The sequence below is a fragment of the Enterobacter cloacae complex sp. HYC033_NIDB genome, assembly GCF_056673335.1.
On record NZ_CP115123.1, the window covers coordinates 2,067,177 to 2,081,663 of the forward strand.

The 14,487-nt window shown below is 57.2% G+C and carries 14 protein-coding genes; 7 read left to right on the forward strand and 7 right to left on the reverse strand.

The features are described from left to right. Position 1: 1 nt before the first annotated feature. Positions 2 to 1,474, reverse strand: a complete 1,473-nt coding sequence (betB, locus tag O1721_RS09890; RefSeq protein WP_017694352.1) for a betaine-aldehyde dehydrogenase — start codon at positions 1,472 to 1,474, stop codon at positions 2 to 4. A 13-nt stretch (positions 1,475 to 1,487) separates the two neighbouring features. Beyond that, on the reverse strand, positions 1,488 to 2,075 hold the full coding sequence (betI, locus tag O1721_RS09895) for a transcriptional regulator BetI (protein ID WP_032647621.1): 588 nt from the start codon (positions 2,073 to 2,075) through the stop codon (positions 1,488 to 1,490). A 128-nt stretch (positions 2,076 to 2,203) separates the two neighbouring features. Here betI and betT point away from each other — a divergent pair, with 128 nt between their 5' ends. Continuing rightward, a complete protein-coding gene (betT, locus tag O1721_RS09900; protein ID WP_023303253.1) occupies positions 2,204 to 4,237 on the forward strand; it encodes a choline BCCT transporter BetT in 2,034 nt (677 codons plus the stop codon). A 553-nt stretch (positions 4,238 to 4,790) separates the two neighbouring features. Continuing rightward, entirely contained in the window at positions 4,791 to 5,066 is a 276-nt protein-coding gene (locus tag O1721_RS09905) for a SymE family type I addiction module toxin (RefSeq protein WP_479953809.1), read from the forward strand. A gap of 87 nt (positions 5,067 to 5,153) precedes the next feature. Here the strand turns inward: O1721_RS09905 and O1721_RS09910 are convergent, their stop codons facing one another. Genes O1721_RS09910 through O1721_RS09920 form a run of 3 tightly spaced genes read right to left on the reverse strand, consistent with a single transcriptional unit; the run spans position 5,154 to position 6,567 of the window. Next, positions 5,154 to 5,654: an Hcp family type VI secretion system effector gene (locus O1721_RS09910; RefSeq protein ID WP_032620116.1), complete on the reverse strand. Its 501-nt coding sequence runs from the start codon at positions 5,652 to 5,654 to the stop codon at positions 5,154 to 5,156. Further along, on the reverse strand, positions 5,654 to 6,010 hold the full coding sequence (locus O1721_RS09915) for a putative T6SS immunity periplasmic lipoprotein (RefSeq protein ID WP_059452750.1): 357 nt from the start codon (positions 6,008 to 6,010) through the stop codon (positions 5,654 to 5,656). The genes O1721_RS09910 and O1721_RS09915 overlap by 1 nt, the downstream gene beginning before the upstream one ends. After that, positions 6,007 to 6,567, reverse strand: a complete 561-nt coding sequence (locus O1721_RS09920; RefSeq protein ID WP_045324902.1) for a hypothetical protein — start codon at positions 6,565 to 6,567, stop codon at positions 6,007 to 6,009. Before O1721_RS09920 ends, O1721_RS09915 begins: the two co-directional genes overlap by 4 nt. A gap of 212 nt (positions 6,568 to 6,779) precedes the next feature. Here O1721_RS09920 and sitA point away from each other — a divergent pair, with 212 nt between their 5' ends. From sitA to O1721_RS09940, 4 genes are read left to right on the forward strand one after another with little or no spacing between them, the layout of a single operon-like run. Beyond that, complete coding sequence (gene sitA / locus O1721_RS09925; RefSeq protein ID WP_032647624.1) at positions 6,780 to 7,691, forward strand: iron/manganese ABC transporter substrate-binding protein SitA; 912 nt, start codon at positions 6,780 to 6,782, stop codon at positions 7,689 to 7,691. A gap of 2 nt (positions 7,692 to 7,693) precedes the next feature. Next, positions 7,694 to 8,500: an iron/manganese ABC transporter ATP-binding protein SitB gene (sitB, locus tag O1721_RS09930; RefSeq protein ID WP_032647626.1), complete on the forward strand. Its 807-nt coding sequence runs from the start codon at positions 7,694 to 7,696 to the stop codon at positions 8,498 to 8,500. Next, entirely contained in the window at positions 8,497 to 9,348 is an 852-nt protein-coding gene (gene sitC, locus O1721_RS09935) for an iron/manganese ABC transporter permease subunit SitC (protein ID WP_023296090.1), read from the forward strand. The genes sitB and sitC overlap by 4 nt, the downstream gene beginning before the upstream one ends. Further along, on the forward strand, positions 9,342 to 10,181 hold the full coding sequence (locus O1721_RS09940; protein ID WP_023303259.1) for a metal ABC transporter permease: 840 nt from the start codon (positions 9,342 to 9,344) through the stop codon (positions 10,179 to 10,181). The genes sitC and O1721_RS09940 overlap by 7 nt, the downstream gene beginning before the upstream one ends. On the opposite strand, the gene entD is transcribed toward O1721_RS09940, so the two are convergent. Both entD and O1721_RS09950 read right to left on the reverse strand, forming a co-directional pair. Further along, a complete protein-coding gene (gene entD / locus O1721_RS09945) occupies positions 10,117 to 10,806 on the reverse strand; it encodes an enterobactin synthase subunit EntD (protein WP_032647628.1) in 690 nt (229 codons plus the stop codon). The two genes, O1721_RS09940 and entD, sit on opposite strands and share 65 nt — an antisense overlap. 82 nt (positions 10,807 to 10,888) lie before the next feature. Beyond that, entirely contained in the window at positions 10,889 to 13,138 is a 2,250-nt protein-coding gene (locus O1721_RS09950) for a TonB-dependent siderophore receptor (RefSeq protein ID WP_015571183.1), read from the reverse strand. Positions 13,139 to 13,284: 146 nt separating this feature from the next. Here O1721_RS09950 and fes point away from each other — a divergent pair, with 146 nt between their 5' ends. Then, a complete protein-coding gene (gene fes, locus O1721_RS09955; RefSeq protein ID WP_032647630.1) occupies positions 13,285 to 14,484 on the forward strand; it encodes an enterochelin esterase in 1,200 nt (399 codons plus the stop codon). Positions 14,485 to 14,487 lie beyond the last annotated feature (3 nt).

The following is a 14,487-nucleotide window of genomic DNA, read 5'->3' on the forward strand; positions in this document are numbered from 1 at the left end:
GTTAAAATATGGACTGGAATTTACCCATCTCAACCTGGATGGACTTCACCTGGGTGTAACTCTGAAGCGTCATGACGCCGTTCTCACGGCCAATGCCGGAGTGTTTGTAGCCACCGACCGGCATCTCTGCGGCGGATTCACCCCAGGTGTTGATCCAGCAGATGCCCGCTTCGAGCTGATGAATAGCGCCGTGGGCGCGGTTCAGATCGGCGGTGACGATGCCCGCCGCCAGACCGTAGTCGGTATCATTGGCGCGGCGAATGGCCTCTTCGTCAGTGTCATAGGTAAGAATGGACATCACCGGGCCGAAGATCTCTTCGCGCACGATGGTCATTTCGTCGGTGCAGTCGGTGAACACGGTCGGGGCCACCCACGCGCCGTTGTCAAAGCCGTCACCCTTCAGCACGTCGCCGCCGCACAGCACGCGCGCGCCTTCCTCTTTGCCTTTGGCGATGTAGCGCAGCACGCTGTCGCGGTGCGGGAAGCTGACCATCGGGCCAAAGTTGGTGTTTTCATCGAACAGGTCGCCCGCGCGGATGCGGCCCACGCGCTCAACGATTTTTTGCTCAAACGCGGCTTTGACCTTCGCGGGCACGAACACGCGGGTGCCGTTGGTGCACACCTGACCGGAGCTGAAGAAGTTCGCCATCATGGCGATATCTGCCGCGAGATCCAGATCCGCGTCGTCAAACACTATCAGCGGAGATTTACCGCCCAGCTCCATCGTCACCTCTTTCAGGGACGAGGCCGCCGAGTTCGCCATCACCTTTTTGCCGCTGGCCACGCCACCGGTGAAGGAGACTTTGGCGATGCCCGGATGCTCGGTCAGGAACTGGCCAGTCTCTGCGCCCACGCCCGGCAGGACGTTAAACACGCCGTCCGGCACGCCTGCTTCGGTGTAGATCTCCGCCAGTTTCAGGGCGGTAAGCGGAGTCACTTCGCTCGGCTTGAAGATCATCGCGTTGCCCGCCGCCAGCGCCGGGGCCGATTTCCACAGGGCGATCTGGATCGGGTAGTTCCACGCGCCGATGCCCGCCACCACGCCCAGCGGCTCGCGGCGGGTGTAGACGAACGAGGTGTCGCGCAGCGGGATCTGGCTGCCTTCCAGCGCCGGGATCAGCCCCGCGTAGTACTCCAGCACGTCCGCGCCGGTAACGATGTCGACGGTCGAGGTTTCGGAATACGCTTTACCGGTGTCGAGGGTTTCCAGCGTTGCCAGCTCGTCGTTTCGCTCGCGCAGGATATCGACGGCGCGGCGCAGGATGCGCGAGCGCTCCATGGCGGTCATCGCCGCCCAGATCTTCTGCCCGCGCTGTGCGCTTTCCACGGCGCGGTCCACGTCTTCGCGCCCGGCGGCCTGCACGGTTGCCAGAACTTCACCGTTCGCCGGGTTGATGGTCTCGAAGGTGCGACCGCTGGTGGCCGATGTGTAACCACCATTGATATAAAGCTGCTGTTCTGCCATTCGGGACATAAATTCTCCTCGGTTAATCGGTCGGTAAATGCTGGCTGATAAAGTGGCTGGTGAGCGACTGGGCCAGGATTTTATCCAGCGGTTTGCCGCTGAGCGCAGCGCGCAGCCATAGTCCGTCAATCAGTGCGGCGAGCCCGTAGCCCGCCTCTTCAGCCTGTTCACGCGGCAGCTCGCGGCGGAACTCGTACACCAGGTTTGAGAGCAATCGGCGGCTGCTGACCTGCTGCAAACGGTAGAGCATCGGCTGATGCATGCTGCTGGCCCAGAAGGCCAGCCAGGCCTTCATCGCCGCGCCGCTAATCTGGGTTTCATCAAAATTGCCGCCGACAATCGCCTGCAATCGCTGCTCTGCGCTGCCGTCCGGCAGGGCGCGTAAACGGCTTAATACCGCGTCGCGCAGCTGACCGGTGATGTCACGCATGGTCGCTTCCAGCAGACCGTTTTTATCTTTGAAATAGTGGCTGATGATCCCCGTGGATACGCCCGCCCGACGGGCGATTTGCGCGATGGTTGCGTCATGCATTCCCACTTCATTAATTGCTTCCAGCGTGGCATCGATTAGCTGCCTGCGCCGGATCGGCTGCATCCCCACTTTGGGCATTTTTGCCACTCCATTCATCAGCGTTGGTTAACTATTAAAGCGGTTTTTGATTGGACGTTCAATATAAAATGTGTCTTAATTGTTGCGGATTTGGATTTCAATAGTTACAAAAACAGTGGGGATACTGGATGACAGACCTTTCACAGGACAGAGAAAAAGACAAAATCAACCCGGTCGTTTTTTATACGTCCGCCGGGCTGATTTTGTTGTTTTCCCTGACGACCATTTTCTTTCGTGATTTTTCTGCCGAGTGGATTGGGCGCACCCTGAACTGGGTGTCGAAGACCTTCGGCTGGTACTATCTGCTGGCCGCGACGCTCTATATCGTCTTCGTGGTCTGCATTGCCTGCTCGCGCTTCGGTTCGGTGAAGCTCGGGCCAGAGCAGTCTAAGCCCGAGTTCAGCCTGCTGAGCTGGGCCGCAATGCTGTTTGCCGCCGGCATCGGCATCGACCTGATGTTCTTCTCCGTGGCGGAACCGGTCACGCAGTATATGCAGCCGCCGGAAGGGGCAGGGCAGACGATGGAGGCCGCGCGCCAGGCGATGGTCTGGACGCTCTTCCACTACGGCCTGACGGGCTGGTCGATGTACGCCCTGATGGGCATGGCGCTCGGATACTTTAGCTATCGTTATAATTTGCCCCTCACTATCCGCTCCGCGCTGTACCCGATTTTCGGCAAAAAGATCAACGGCCCTATTGGGCACACGGTAGACATCGCGGCGGTGATCGGCACCATCTTTGGTATCGCGACAACGCTCGGAATTGGCGTGGTGCAGCTTAACTACGGGCTGAGCGTGCTGTTTGACATCCCGGATTCGATGGCGGCGAAGGCGGCGCTGATTGCGCTGTCGGTGATTATCGCCACCATCTCGGTGACCTCCGGCGTGGATAAAGGGATTCGCGTGCTCTCCGAGCTGAACGTCGCGCTGGCGCTGGGGCTGATCCTGTTCGTGCTGTTTATGGGCGACACCTCGTTCTTGCTCAATGCCTTAGTGCTGAACGTGGGTGATTACGTGAACCGCTTTATGGGCATGACGCTGAACAGCTTCGCCTTTGACCGTCCGACAGAGTGGATGAACAACTGGACGCTCTTCTTCTGGGCGTGGTGGGTGGCGTGGTCGCCGTTTGTCGGCCTGTTCCTGGCGCGTATTTCGCGTGGGCGCACCATCCGTCAGTTCGTGATGGGCACGCTGATCATCCCGTTCACCTTTACCCTGCTGTGGCTGTCGATTTTCGGCAACAGCGCGCTGCACGAGATCATCCACGGCAATGCGACTTTTGCCCAGGAAGCGATGGCGCACCCGGAGCGCGGCTTCTACAGCCTGCTGGCGCAGTATCCGGCGTTTACCTTTAGCGCGTCCGTAGCGACCATTACCGGCCTGCTGTTCTACGTCACCTCGGCGGACTCCGGCGCGCTGGTGCTGGGGAACTTCACCTCGAAGCTCAAGGACATTAACAGCGACGCGCCGAACTGGCTGCGCATCTTCTGGTCCGTCGCCATCGGCCTGCTGACGCTCGGCATGCTGATGACCAACGGTATCTCGGCGTTGCAGAACACCACGGTGATCATGGGCCTGCCGTTCAGCTTCGTGATCTTCTTCGTGATGGCCGGGCTGTATAAATCGCTTAAGGTGGAAGACTACCGCCGCGTCAGCGCCAGCCGCGACACCGCCCCGCGTCCGCTGGGCGCGCAGGACAGGCTGAGCTGGAAGAAACGCCTCTCGCGCCTGATGAACTACCCCGGCACGCGCTACACCAGCCAGATGATGGAGACGGTCTGTTTCCCGGCGATGGAAGAGGTGGCCCAGGAGCTGAAGCTGCGTGGCGCCTACGTGGAGCTGAAAAACCTGCCCCCGGAAGAGGGCGAAAATCTGGGGCACCTGGATCTGCTGGTGCACATGGGCGACGAGCAGAACTTTGTATATCAGATCTGGCCGCAGCAGTATTCGGTTCCCGGCTTTACCTACCGGGCGCGCAGCGGGAAGTCGACCTACTACCGGCTGGAGACCTTCCTGCTGGAAGGCAGCCAGGGGAATGATTTGATGGATTACAGCAAGGAGCAGGTGATCACGGACATTCTGGACCAGTATGAACGGCACCTGAACTTTATCCATCTGCACAGGGAAGCGCCGGGGAATAGCGTGATGTTCCCGGATGTTTGAGGCTTGATCTGAAGAACCTACAAAGGCAGCGCCGCTGCCCTCATGCCGGGTGGCGGCGATGCCTTACCCGGCCTACAAAACCGGTTTATCGTAGGCCTGATAAGCGAAGCGCCATCAGGCGTTTAATGAGCATTGGATCTGAAGGGCAATATTTCCTTTCTTCATATTCACCATTTTATTTTTCTTTATTTACTCGAGCCGCCTCGCATTTCCCTAATATTCGACCCCTGTACATTTATCCATGGCAGTATAATAGCGGCAGTTAAGCCAGCACTGAGATCTTGAAAGAATAGGTAAAAAGGTAAGAAAAGGAATCGCGGTACAAAGGTGTGCGACCACCTTCATACCGCTAACCACAAACAACTAAAAGGGAGTTGATTATGGCTGCGAAGAATTCTATGCCAGAGCGGGCTATTGCCCAAACAGAAAATGCAGATCTAGAGATTCAGCAAGAAAATCGCGAGAAGCTACGCAAAAACGCATCCGGGCGTTGCATGACGAGCCGGTTCACTCTGCGTATCTTCATGAAAGAGGAGCGGCGGATTCCGCCTGTGTGGAACGTTATACTCGAATGGAGCGCAACTATCTGCCGTTAACCGGCGCGTGGTTAACCCGCGCAGGGTTTAAAGCAGGAATAGCCGTGAAGATCCGCGTGATGCCGGATTGTATTGTGATCACGCCGCAAAATTCCCGTGAGCTGTGGGGCTGTCTGGAAGGCGTCAGTGCAACGTATACCAACAAACTGAAGATGATGAAGTGGCTGGAGACGTTTCCGGGAGAGTTAATTGATACGGGGGATTTGCCCGTGAACGAAAGTGGAAAAGGGTAGCGCTTAAGATTAACCAGGCGATCCAGGGAATGCCAGGATCGCCGTTTCTGAGCGGCAGCATGCATTGATCTTTATGAGCCAGGTAAATTATGCGTTACTCTTCTCTTTCTGAGCTGGTTTCATCCATGCATCGCCATAAAGAATATTGCCTTTCACATAATTCCACTGAATGCCCCGGAATCGAAGCCCAACAACTTCATGCATATTCGGGGCTGAGCTGCCTGGGTAATAAACGTGCGTGAAATCCAGAGATGAGATCACCACGCTATCAAGCGTAATGGTGTAGATCTCCCTTTCTGCTCCCGCTTCAACAATTTCATAATATTTGATAATGGCTTTTTGCAGCCGTCTGCCCTCGCAGGCGGCAACGGCAAGATAAGGGCTCACTTTATCTAATTGCTTATGTACGGTAACCGGACTATGCTGCCGTGTTCCGGTCATATTCCCGGTATGGCTGTCCACTGCCTGTTTTATGCCGTAACTGCTGTTCATAATTTCGATAGCACCTTCCCGGCCTGGCATCATACAGTCGCCCTGAACCTGCATTCCGTTCTCATCGAAGAGAAATAGGTAAGCGGGTAATGACATTATAATTCTCCTAAATTAGTAAGCTGTCCGTCATTATCAATAAAGAATTCGTGATGATAATTTTTATTGTTTAAACCATAGTTAATAACATATTTATAGCCATACTCCCAATTCACATCTATGCAACTGTTAGGATAAGACCAACTGATTTTATTCCTTCCCGAACTTGTGATGGTAGTAATGTCGGGGCCTTTGCTGGAATCAATGGTGTAATAGTTCACGACATCTTTTTTATTAATACTAAAGCAAACATGGTTACCCTCAATAAAAGTAGCTCTGGGATGAGACAACGGCGGGCAACCAGGGCACCCCGTCAGGAGAATACATAATGGTGAGATGAGCGTTATAGTTTTCATCCTGGGAATCCTTTCAGAATATTTTTATATTTTTGCAGCATAGAATAAACGGGTTCATTCGAATTAATATCTCGATATTTTGGCAGGAATGTATATTTTTCAAACCCATAAAACTGTAATAACCAGTAGTCACTTACGATCGATGCTTGCTGTTCTAATCCGTAATGCAATAGATCTGCTTTATCAAAGCTATAGGTGTAGTCAGCAATACCAGAGAATAATCCCCTTGTTCTGACAAACATCCCTTTTTGGGCTTGCCAGACATGCATCATTTCATGCATGAATAGATGTTTTTTATCTAACAATTTTTCTAATGAAAAATCCGGAGAATATGTGTCTTCTCTAAACCACATTTCCCCGTTGGGAGTCATAGCAACATTTACAGGTTGTAAATTAAAAGGAAGATAGCTTTCCCTGTGTACCCACACCAGATGATAACGGATGCTGTAACCGTAAAGCGTCTTCGCAAGGGCGATTTCACCAATTGTGAGCTGTCGGATCCCGCCCGGATTAATCGGGGTTCCCGAAGTGGGGTGAATTCTTTCATTAACCGGCATGTCAATTCCCTTTTATTAATATGGGTATTGGCCGTAAATAATACTCCTGACCGTGAGAGAAAAAAGAAAGCACATTTCCTAAAAATTCCGCCTGACAGTCCAGGTTGACACAACTTTAATGATAATTATTTTCATTTAAACATAGCCTGTGCTATACCTTATAGCACAGGCTAATTTTGCTTTGAATTTAATCACCTCAGGAGACTTCTGCGATGCATCCACGGCAAGGATTGAAGCGTCTGTTGCTCGGCGCGCTGCTCATGACTGCGACCACGACCGGCGCGCTGGCGGCTGAAAAGTTCCAGGTCATCACCACTTTTACCGTTATTGCTGATATGGCGAAAAACGTGGCGGGGGATGCCGCAGAGGTCACCTCCATCACCAAACCGGGCGCGGAAATTCACGAATACCAGCCCACCCCGGGCGATATCAAACGCGCGCAGAAGGCACAGCTGATCCTGGCGAACGGCATGAATCTGGAGCTGTGGTTCCAGCGCTTTTATCAGCATCTGAACGGCGTGCCGGAGGTGATTGTCACCAAAGGCATCACCCCGATGGGCATCAGCGAAGGGCCCTATAACGGCAAGCCCAATCCGCACGCGTGGATGTCGCCGGACAACGCCCTGATTTACGTCGATAACATCCGCGACGCGCTGGTGAAGTACGATCCGGCCAACGCACAGACCTACCAGCGCAATGCGGAAGCCTACAAGCAGAAGATCACCGCCACTCTCGAACCGCTGCGCAAGCAGGTCGCGGAGATACCTGAAGACAAACGCTGGATGGTAACCAGCGAAGGGGCGTTCTCCTATCTGGCGCGGGATCTGGGGATGAAAGAGCTTTACCTGTGGCCGATCAACGCCGATCAGCAGGGCACGCCGCAGCAGGTGCGCAAGGTTATCGATCTGGTGAAAAAACATCACATTCCGGCGGTGTTTAGCGAAAGCACGGTCTCGGATAAGCCCGCCCGTCAGGTGGCGCGTGAAACCGGCGCCCACTATGGCGGCGTGCTGTACGTCGACTCTCTGAGCGCGGAAAACGGCCCGGTGCCGACCTATATCGATCTGCTGAACGTCACCACCCGCACGCTGGTGCAGGGCATCCGCGACGGGATGAAGGAGTAACCATGCAGAAAGGGATTGTTGTAACCGACGTGACCGTGACCTACCGCAACGGCCACACGGCGCTGCGCGACGCGTCGTTCAGCGTGCCGGGCGGATCGATTGCCGCCCTGGTGGGGGTGAACGGTTCCGGCAAGTCCACGCTGTTTAAGGCGGTGATGGGGTTTGTGCGGGCGGCGAGCGGCACTATCTCCATTCTGGGGTTGCCGCCTCACCGGGCGCTGCGTCAGAACCTGGTCGCCTACGTGCCGCAGTCGGAAGAGGTCGACTGGTCGTTTCCGGTGCTCGTCGAGGACGTGGTGATGATGGGCCGCTACGGGCATATGGGGTTTCTGCGTCGTCCCAAAGAATGCGATAAGCAGATCGTCACCGACGCCCTGAAGCGTGTAGATATGCTCGAGCTGCGCCATCGGCAGATTGGCGAGCTGTCCGGCGGGCAGAAGAAGCGCGTGTTTCTGGCCCGTGCGATTGCCCAGCAGGGCGAGGTGATCCTGCTCGACGAGCCGTTTACCGGCGTGGACGTCAAAACCGAAGCCAGGATCATCAGCCTGCTGCGGGAGCTGCGCGACGAGGGTAAAACGATGCTGGTCTCGACCCATAACCTGGGCTCGGTCACGGAATTCTGCGATTACACGGTGATGGTCAAAGGCACCGTGCTGGCGAGCGGCCCGACGGAAACCACCTTTACCGCCGAGAATCTCGAGCGCGCCTTTAGCGGCGTGCTGCGCCACGTGGTGCTCAGCGGCTCGGAAGATCGCATTATTACCGACGACGAACGCCCCTTCGTCACGCACCGTCAGGAGGCCAAATGAACGTGCTTCTCGAACCCTTCGGCTACGAGTACATGCTCAACGCGATGTGGGTCTCGGCGATGGTGGGCGGGCTGTGCGCGTTTCTCTCCTGCTATCTGATGCTCAAAGGCTGGTCGCTGATCGGCGATGCGCTGTCGCACTCCATCGTGCCGGGCGTAGCGGGGGCCTACATGCTCGGGCTGCCGTTCTCGCTGGGGGCGTTTTTATCGGGCGGGCTGGCGGCGGGCAGCATGCTGTTTCTCAACCAGCGCAGCCGCCTGAAGGAGGACGCCATTATCGGGCTGATCTTCTCCTCGTTTTTCGGGCTGGGGCTGTTTATGGTCTCGCTCAACCCGACCTCGGTGAACATTCAGACCATCGTCCTCGGCAATATTCTGGCTATCGCCCCGGAAGATATCGTCCAGCTGGCGATTATCGGCGTGGTGTCGATAGTTATCCTGCTGTTCAAATGGAAAGATCTGATGGTGACCTTTTTTGATGAGAACCACGCCCGCGCCATCGGCCTGCGTCCTGAACGCCTGAAAATTCTCTTCTTCACGCTGCTGGCGGTCTCTACCGTGGCGGCGCTGCAAACCGTCGGCGCATTTCTGGTGATCTGTCTGGTGGTCACGCCCGGCGCGACCGCGTGGCTGCTGACCGACCGCTTCCCGCGCCTGCTGATGATTGCGGTCGCCATTGGCAGCATCACCAGCTTCCTCGGCGCGTGGGCCAGCTATTACCTGGACGGCGCCACCGGCGGCATTATCGTGGTCGCCCAGACGCTGCTGTTCCTGATGGCGTTCGTCTTTGCGCCGAAGCACGGACTGCTTGCCAGCCGCCGTCGGGCGCGGGAGGCACACCCATGTTGACGCTGCTTCTCGAACCGTTCCAGTTTGCGTTTATGAACAACGCGCTGCTGATTTCACTCATGGTGGCCGTGCCCTGCGCGCTGCTGTCGGTTTTTCTGGTGCTGAAAGGCTGGGCGCTGATGGGCGACGCCATGAGCCACGCGGTGTTTCCCGGCGTCGTGCTGGCCTGGATGATGGGCCTGCCGCTGGCGCTGGGCGCGTTCGTAGCCGGTCTTTTCTGCGCGGTCGCCACCGGATATCTGAAGGATAACAGCCGCATCAAACAGGATACGGTCATGGGGATCGTCTTTTCCGGCATGTTCGGCGCCGGGCTGATCCTCTATATCGCCGTCAAACCTGAGGTGCATCTCGACCACATTCTGTTCGGCGATATGCTGGGTATTAACGGGATGGACATTCTGCAAAGCGGTCTCGTCGCGGGGCTGATTGCGCTGGTGATTGGCCTGAAGTGGCGCGATTTTCTGCTGTTCTGCTTTGACTATCAGCAGGCGCAGGCGAGTGGCTTACGCACCCGCTGGCTGCACTACGGCTTACTGTGCATGGTTTCGCTGACCATCGTTGCGACGCTGAAAGCGGTGGGGATCATTCTGTCGATTTCCCTGCTGATTGCGCCCGGCGCCGTGGCGGTGCTGATTACCCGACGCTTTCACATGGCGCTGCTGGTGGCGGTCGCCGTTTCAGCGCTGGTGTCGGTAAGCGGCGTTTATGCCTCGTTTTATCTCGACAGCGCGCCTGCGCCGACCATTGTGGTCCTGTTCGCGATGGTGTTTATCGTGACGTTTGTGGTGACCAGCGTGAAGGCTCGTCGCCAGGAGCGTGTGACAGCAGGGTGATGACCTGTTCGCCGTGCTGCTGCCAGTGCAGGCGGAAGGCGGTGCCTTCTTCAAAGCCTGCCAGTTGACGGGTCAACGCCAGCGTGAGCGTCTTGTCGTCGAGCCTGGTAACGCGGGCGCTGTCAAAACCCATCCAGGCCTGTACCTGCGGAAAGAGGGCCTTAAACAGGCTCTCTTTGGCGCTGAAGACCAGCGTCAGGGCGAGGGCGAACGGGTATCCCTGGCGGGAAAGCACAGGTTCTTCCTGCGTATCAATAATGCCGTCTTTGATTTCCCTGGCTTCGTTTTCGAAGAGGATCGTTTCACAATCGATGCCGATAAGCGCCGGGTATTGCGTGACGACGGCTATCGCCTGCGTGCCGCTGTGGGTGATGCTGCCGGAAATACCTTGCGGCCAGAGCGGTTCCCCGCTGGGGCCGATGGCGGGCATGGTGTGGTCAGGTAAGGCGTGCGCGGCGGCGATGCGGCCTGCCAGGTGGTCGGCCTTGCGTTTGCGTCCGGCGTCAGCAAGCTGCGCGTGATGGGGGAGCCAGAGGAGATCGGCGTCGGTAAAGGTGGCGGGGTCGAAAGTGATGCGGTGGAGGGTGTGGCCGGCGAGAGAAAATGTGCTGTGGGTGGTGTGCATGGTTTTTCCCTTCAGTATTGTGCGGCCTGATGCCCTCACCCCGGCCCTCTCCCACAGGGAGAGGGGGAAGTCATTGCCTATATCAGAACCTCGTATTCACGCTCATATACCAGGTACGGCCCGGTTCATTATACGTATACGCACCCGCACCGTACATATACGCACCCGTCGTGGTATTACCCGTGGTCTGGGCGTTACCTGCGCGCCACTGGCGCTTGTCGAAGACGTTGTCCACGCCGCCGGTCAGGCTGACGTTTTTGGTCACGTCCCAGGTCGCGCTCAGGCCAACGATGCTGTACGGGCTGACTTCGTCTTTCTCAGACCCGGTCACCGGCTGACCTTTGTAGTTGTACTTCTTCGGCTGCTGCTTGCCGTACCAGGTGAAGGTCGACTGCAATGACACATCCTGACGTACCTGCCAGCTCAGGGTGGAGTTCAGCGTGTACTCCGGGATGATCGACAGACGATCGCCGGTCTCCTTGTTCTTGCTTTGCAGCATGTAGGTGATGTTGTTGGTCCAGTTGATGGTGTCGCTGACCGGCACGTTCAGGGAGCCTTCCAGACCTTCCACTACCGCCTTCGGCACGTTTTCCCACTGGTAGATATCGGTGGTGACTTTGCCGGTGGACGTCTGGCCAATCGGCGCGTAGCCCGCTTCAATCTTGTTGCGGTAGTCGTTGCGGAACCAGGTCACGCCCGCCAGCCAGCCGTCGCGTTTCCACTCCAGGCCAATCTCTTTGTTGATACTGGTTTCCGCTTTCAGGTCGTCGTTACCCATCATGTAGCAGCCCACGCCGTCGGAACTGGCGTAGCAGCCCTGGCCTTTACTATACAGCAGGTAGTTCGGGTTGGTCTGATACAGGCTTGGCGCTTTATAGGCGCGCGCGATGCCCATCTTCAGGGTGAAGTCATCCCCCAGACCCTGCGACAGGTTCAGGGACGGGCTCCAGTTATTACCCACAATGGTGTGGTGGTCGAAGCGCAGGGCAGGGGTCAGCATGGTGCTGTCGGTCAGCTCCATGTTGTTTTCGGCAAACAGGGAGAAGATCTCCGCTGAAGTGTACGGGCTACGGTCTTCGCTCATGCCCGGAATGGTGCCGCCCTGCTGGGTTTGCGTGAAGGAGGTCGAGTCCTTCATGCGCTGCTGGTTCCACTCGGTGCCGAGCGTCAGGTTCTGGTTCACAATGAAATCAATCGGCAGGTTGATTTCGCTGTGCAGCATCACGTCGGCCAGGTCGGTATCGGTGAATTTATTGCTGTTGAACAGGCCTTCCAGACCGCCCGCCAGGCCTTCGCCCAGACGCGAGTTGCGGGTGTGCTCGTACTGCGCCCAGTTGCTGGTGGTAATGCCGTTATCCCAGCCGCCGTTCCAGGTCACGGCGAAGTTCTGACGATAGATACGGTTAGTCTCTTTACCGTAGTTCTTCTTCACCAGCCCGCTTGAGCTGTTGTCGTTGTTGGTATTCTGGGTATCGCCCGCGTAAAGGTTGTTCTGGCGGCTGTATCCCGCCTCAAACTCCAGGGACTGCATAGGCGCAAAATCCCAGCGCACCACGCCGTTGATGTCTTTATTCTCGACCCCTTCACGGCCTGCCGGCAGCGTGTCGGCATATGCGCCGGTACGGTCAGACTGATGGCCCTGGTTAATGTCCCAGGCGTCGGCCTGGGTTTTATCCAGGTTACCGTACATGCGGAAGCTGAAATCCCCGCCCAGCGGGCCGCTCAGGCTGAAGTTAGTGCGTTTGGTGGAACCTTCGTCTTTATGCTCTGGCGCATTCAGGTAGGTGTTCCAGGAGCCGTGCCACTGGTCGTCAAATTTTTTGGTGATGATGTTCACCACGCCGCCCGCCGCACCGTTACCGTAGCGGGCAGCAGCCGGGCCACGGATCACTTCGATGCGCTCGATCATCTCCGGCGGGACCCAGCCGGTATCGCCGCGGGTATCACGCTCGCCGCGCCAGCCCAGACGGATGGAGTTGCGGCTGGTGACCGGCTTGCCGTCGATCAGGATCAGGGTGTTTTCCGGGCCCATGCCGCGAATGTCAATCTGACGGTTATTCCCGCGCTGGCCGCTGGTGGAGTTGCCGGTCAGGTTAACGCCCGGCATGGTGCGGATGATTTCCGCCACGTCGCGCGCGGGCGGGTTTTTGCGGATCTCGTCGGCGGTGATGGTCGACACGCCCGGCGCCTGCAAATTCTGCTCGGCGGCGGTGATCACCATGGTGTCTTCATGCTGCGCGGAGGCGGTGTTGTCGTCTGCCATGACGGGCAGCGCGACACCATAAATCCCTAAATTGACCAGCAAGGCCAGAGAGTGAATCTTCTTATTCATTGTACGTCCCGCTTTTATGGTTATTTAATGAGCGCGCTTCCCACAGCGCGGGCATTACGCTATTGCAAATGCAAATAGTTATCAATAATATTATCAATAAAATTTGCTCTGAAACAAAAAAGACTGTTAAACATGGGGTTATAAGGGTGACGGCGTTAACAACCGGAAGTGAAGCGTGGTGGCAGGCGAAAGACGGGCCGGAACGGGAACGTCATCAGGAAAACTATCGCGTGACATTCTGGTGGCGGGACCCGGCGGGAACGCAGAAAACGTCGACGGTTAAACGCGTCTGGCTCTACGTCACCGGTGTGACCGATCACCATCAAAATGCCCGTCCGCAGTCCCTTGAACGTATCCCGGATACCGACGTCTGGCAGTGGCAGGGCGAGTTCAACCCCGAATGGCGCGGCAGCTACTGTTTTATCCCCTCCGACAATGAAAACGATTTTGCCAGCGCAGTGTTTGAAGGCGATCAGCCGGACCGCATGGCGCTGCGCGAAGGCTGGCGCAAACTGTTGCCGCACGCGGTGTCCGACCCGCTGAATGCCCAGAGCTGGCGCGGCGGGCGCGGGCACGCCGTCTCGGCGCTGGAGATGCCGGAGGCGCCCGTACAGCCCGGCTGGAACCATCCCGATACCCCTTACAAAAAGCCTGTCTGCATTGAGTGGCACAGCGCGCGTCTGAAGAACCGTCGCCGCGTGTGGATTTTTACCACCGGGGATGAAAGCCCCGAGCGCCCGCTGGCGGTGCTGCTCGACGGGCAGTTCTGGGCCGAAAGCATGCCCGTCTGGCCTGCGCTGGCGTCGCTCACCCATGAAGGCAAACTACCGCCTGCGGTCTATGTCTTAATCGACGTGATTGACACCGCACACCGCAGCCGCGAGCTGCCGTGTAACCCTGATTTTTGGCTGGCGGTGCAGGACGAACTTCTCCCGCAGGTGAAAAGCATGGCCCCGTTCAGCGACCGCGCCGACCATACCGTGGTGGCGGGTCAGAGCTTCGGCGGGCTCTCTTCCCTCTATGCGGGCCTCAACTGGCCGCAGCGTTTTGGCTGCATCCTCAGCCAGTCCGGATCCTACTGGTGGCCGCACCGCGGCGCGCAGCAGGACGGGCTGCTCATCGAACAACTCAAAGCGGGTGACAAAACCGCTCGCGGGCTGCGCATCGTCCTTGAGGCCGGGCGCAACGAGCCGCTTATTTTGCGCGCAAACCAGGCGATCCTCGCCGAACTATACACTCAGCAACCGGTTTTCTGGCGTCAGGTTGACGGCGGACACGATGCGCTTTGCTGGCGCGGTGGGCTGACGCAGGGGCTGATGACCCTCTGGCAGCCGCTTATTCAATAACGG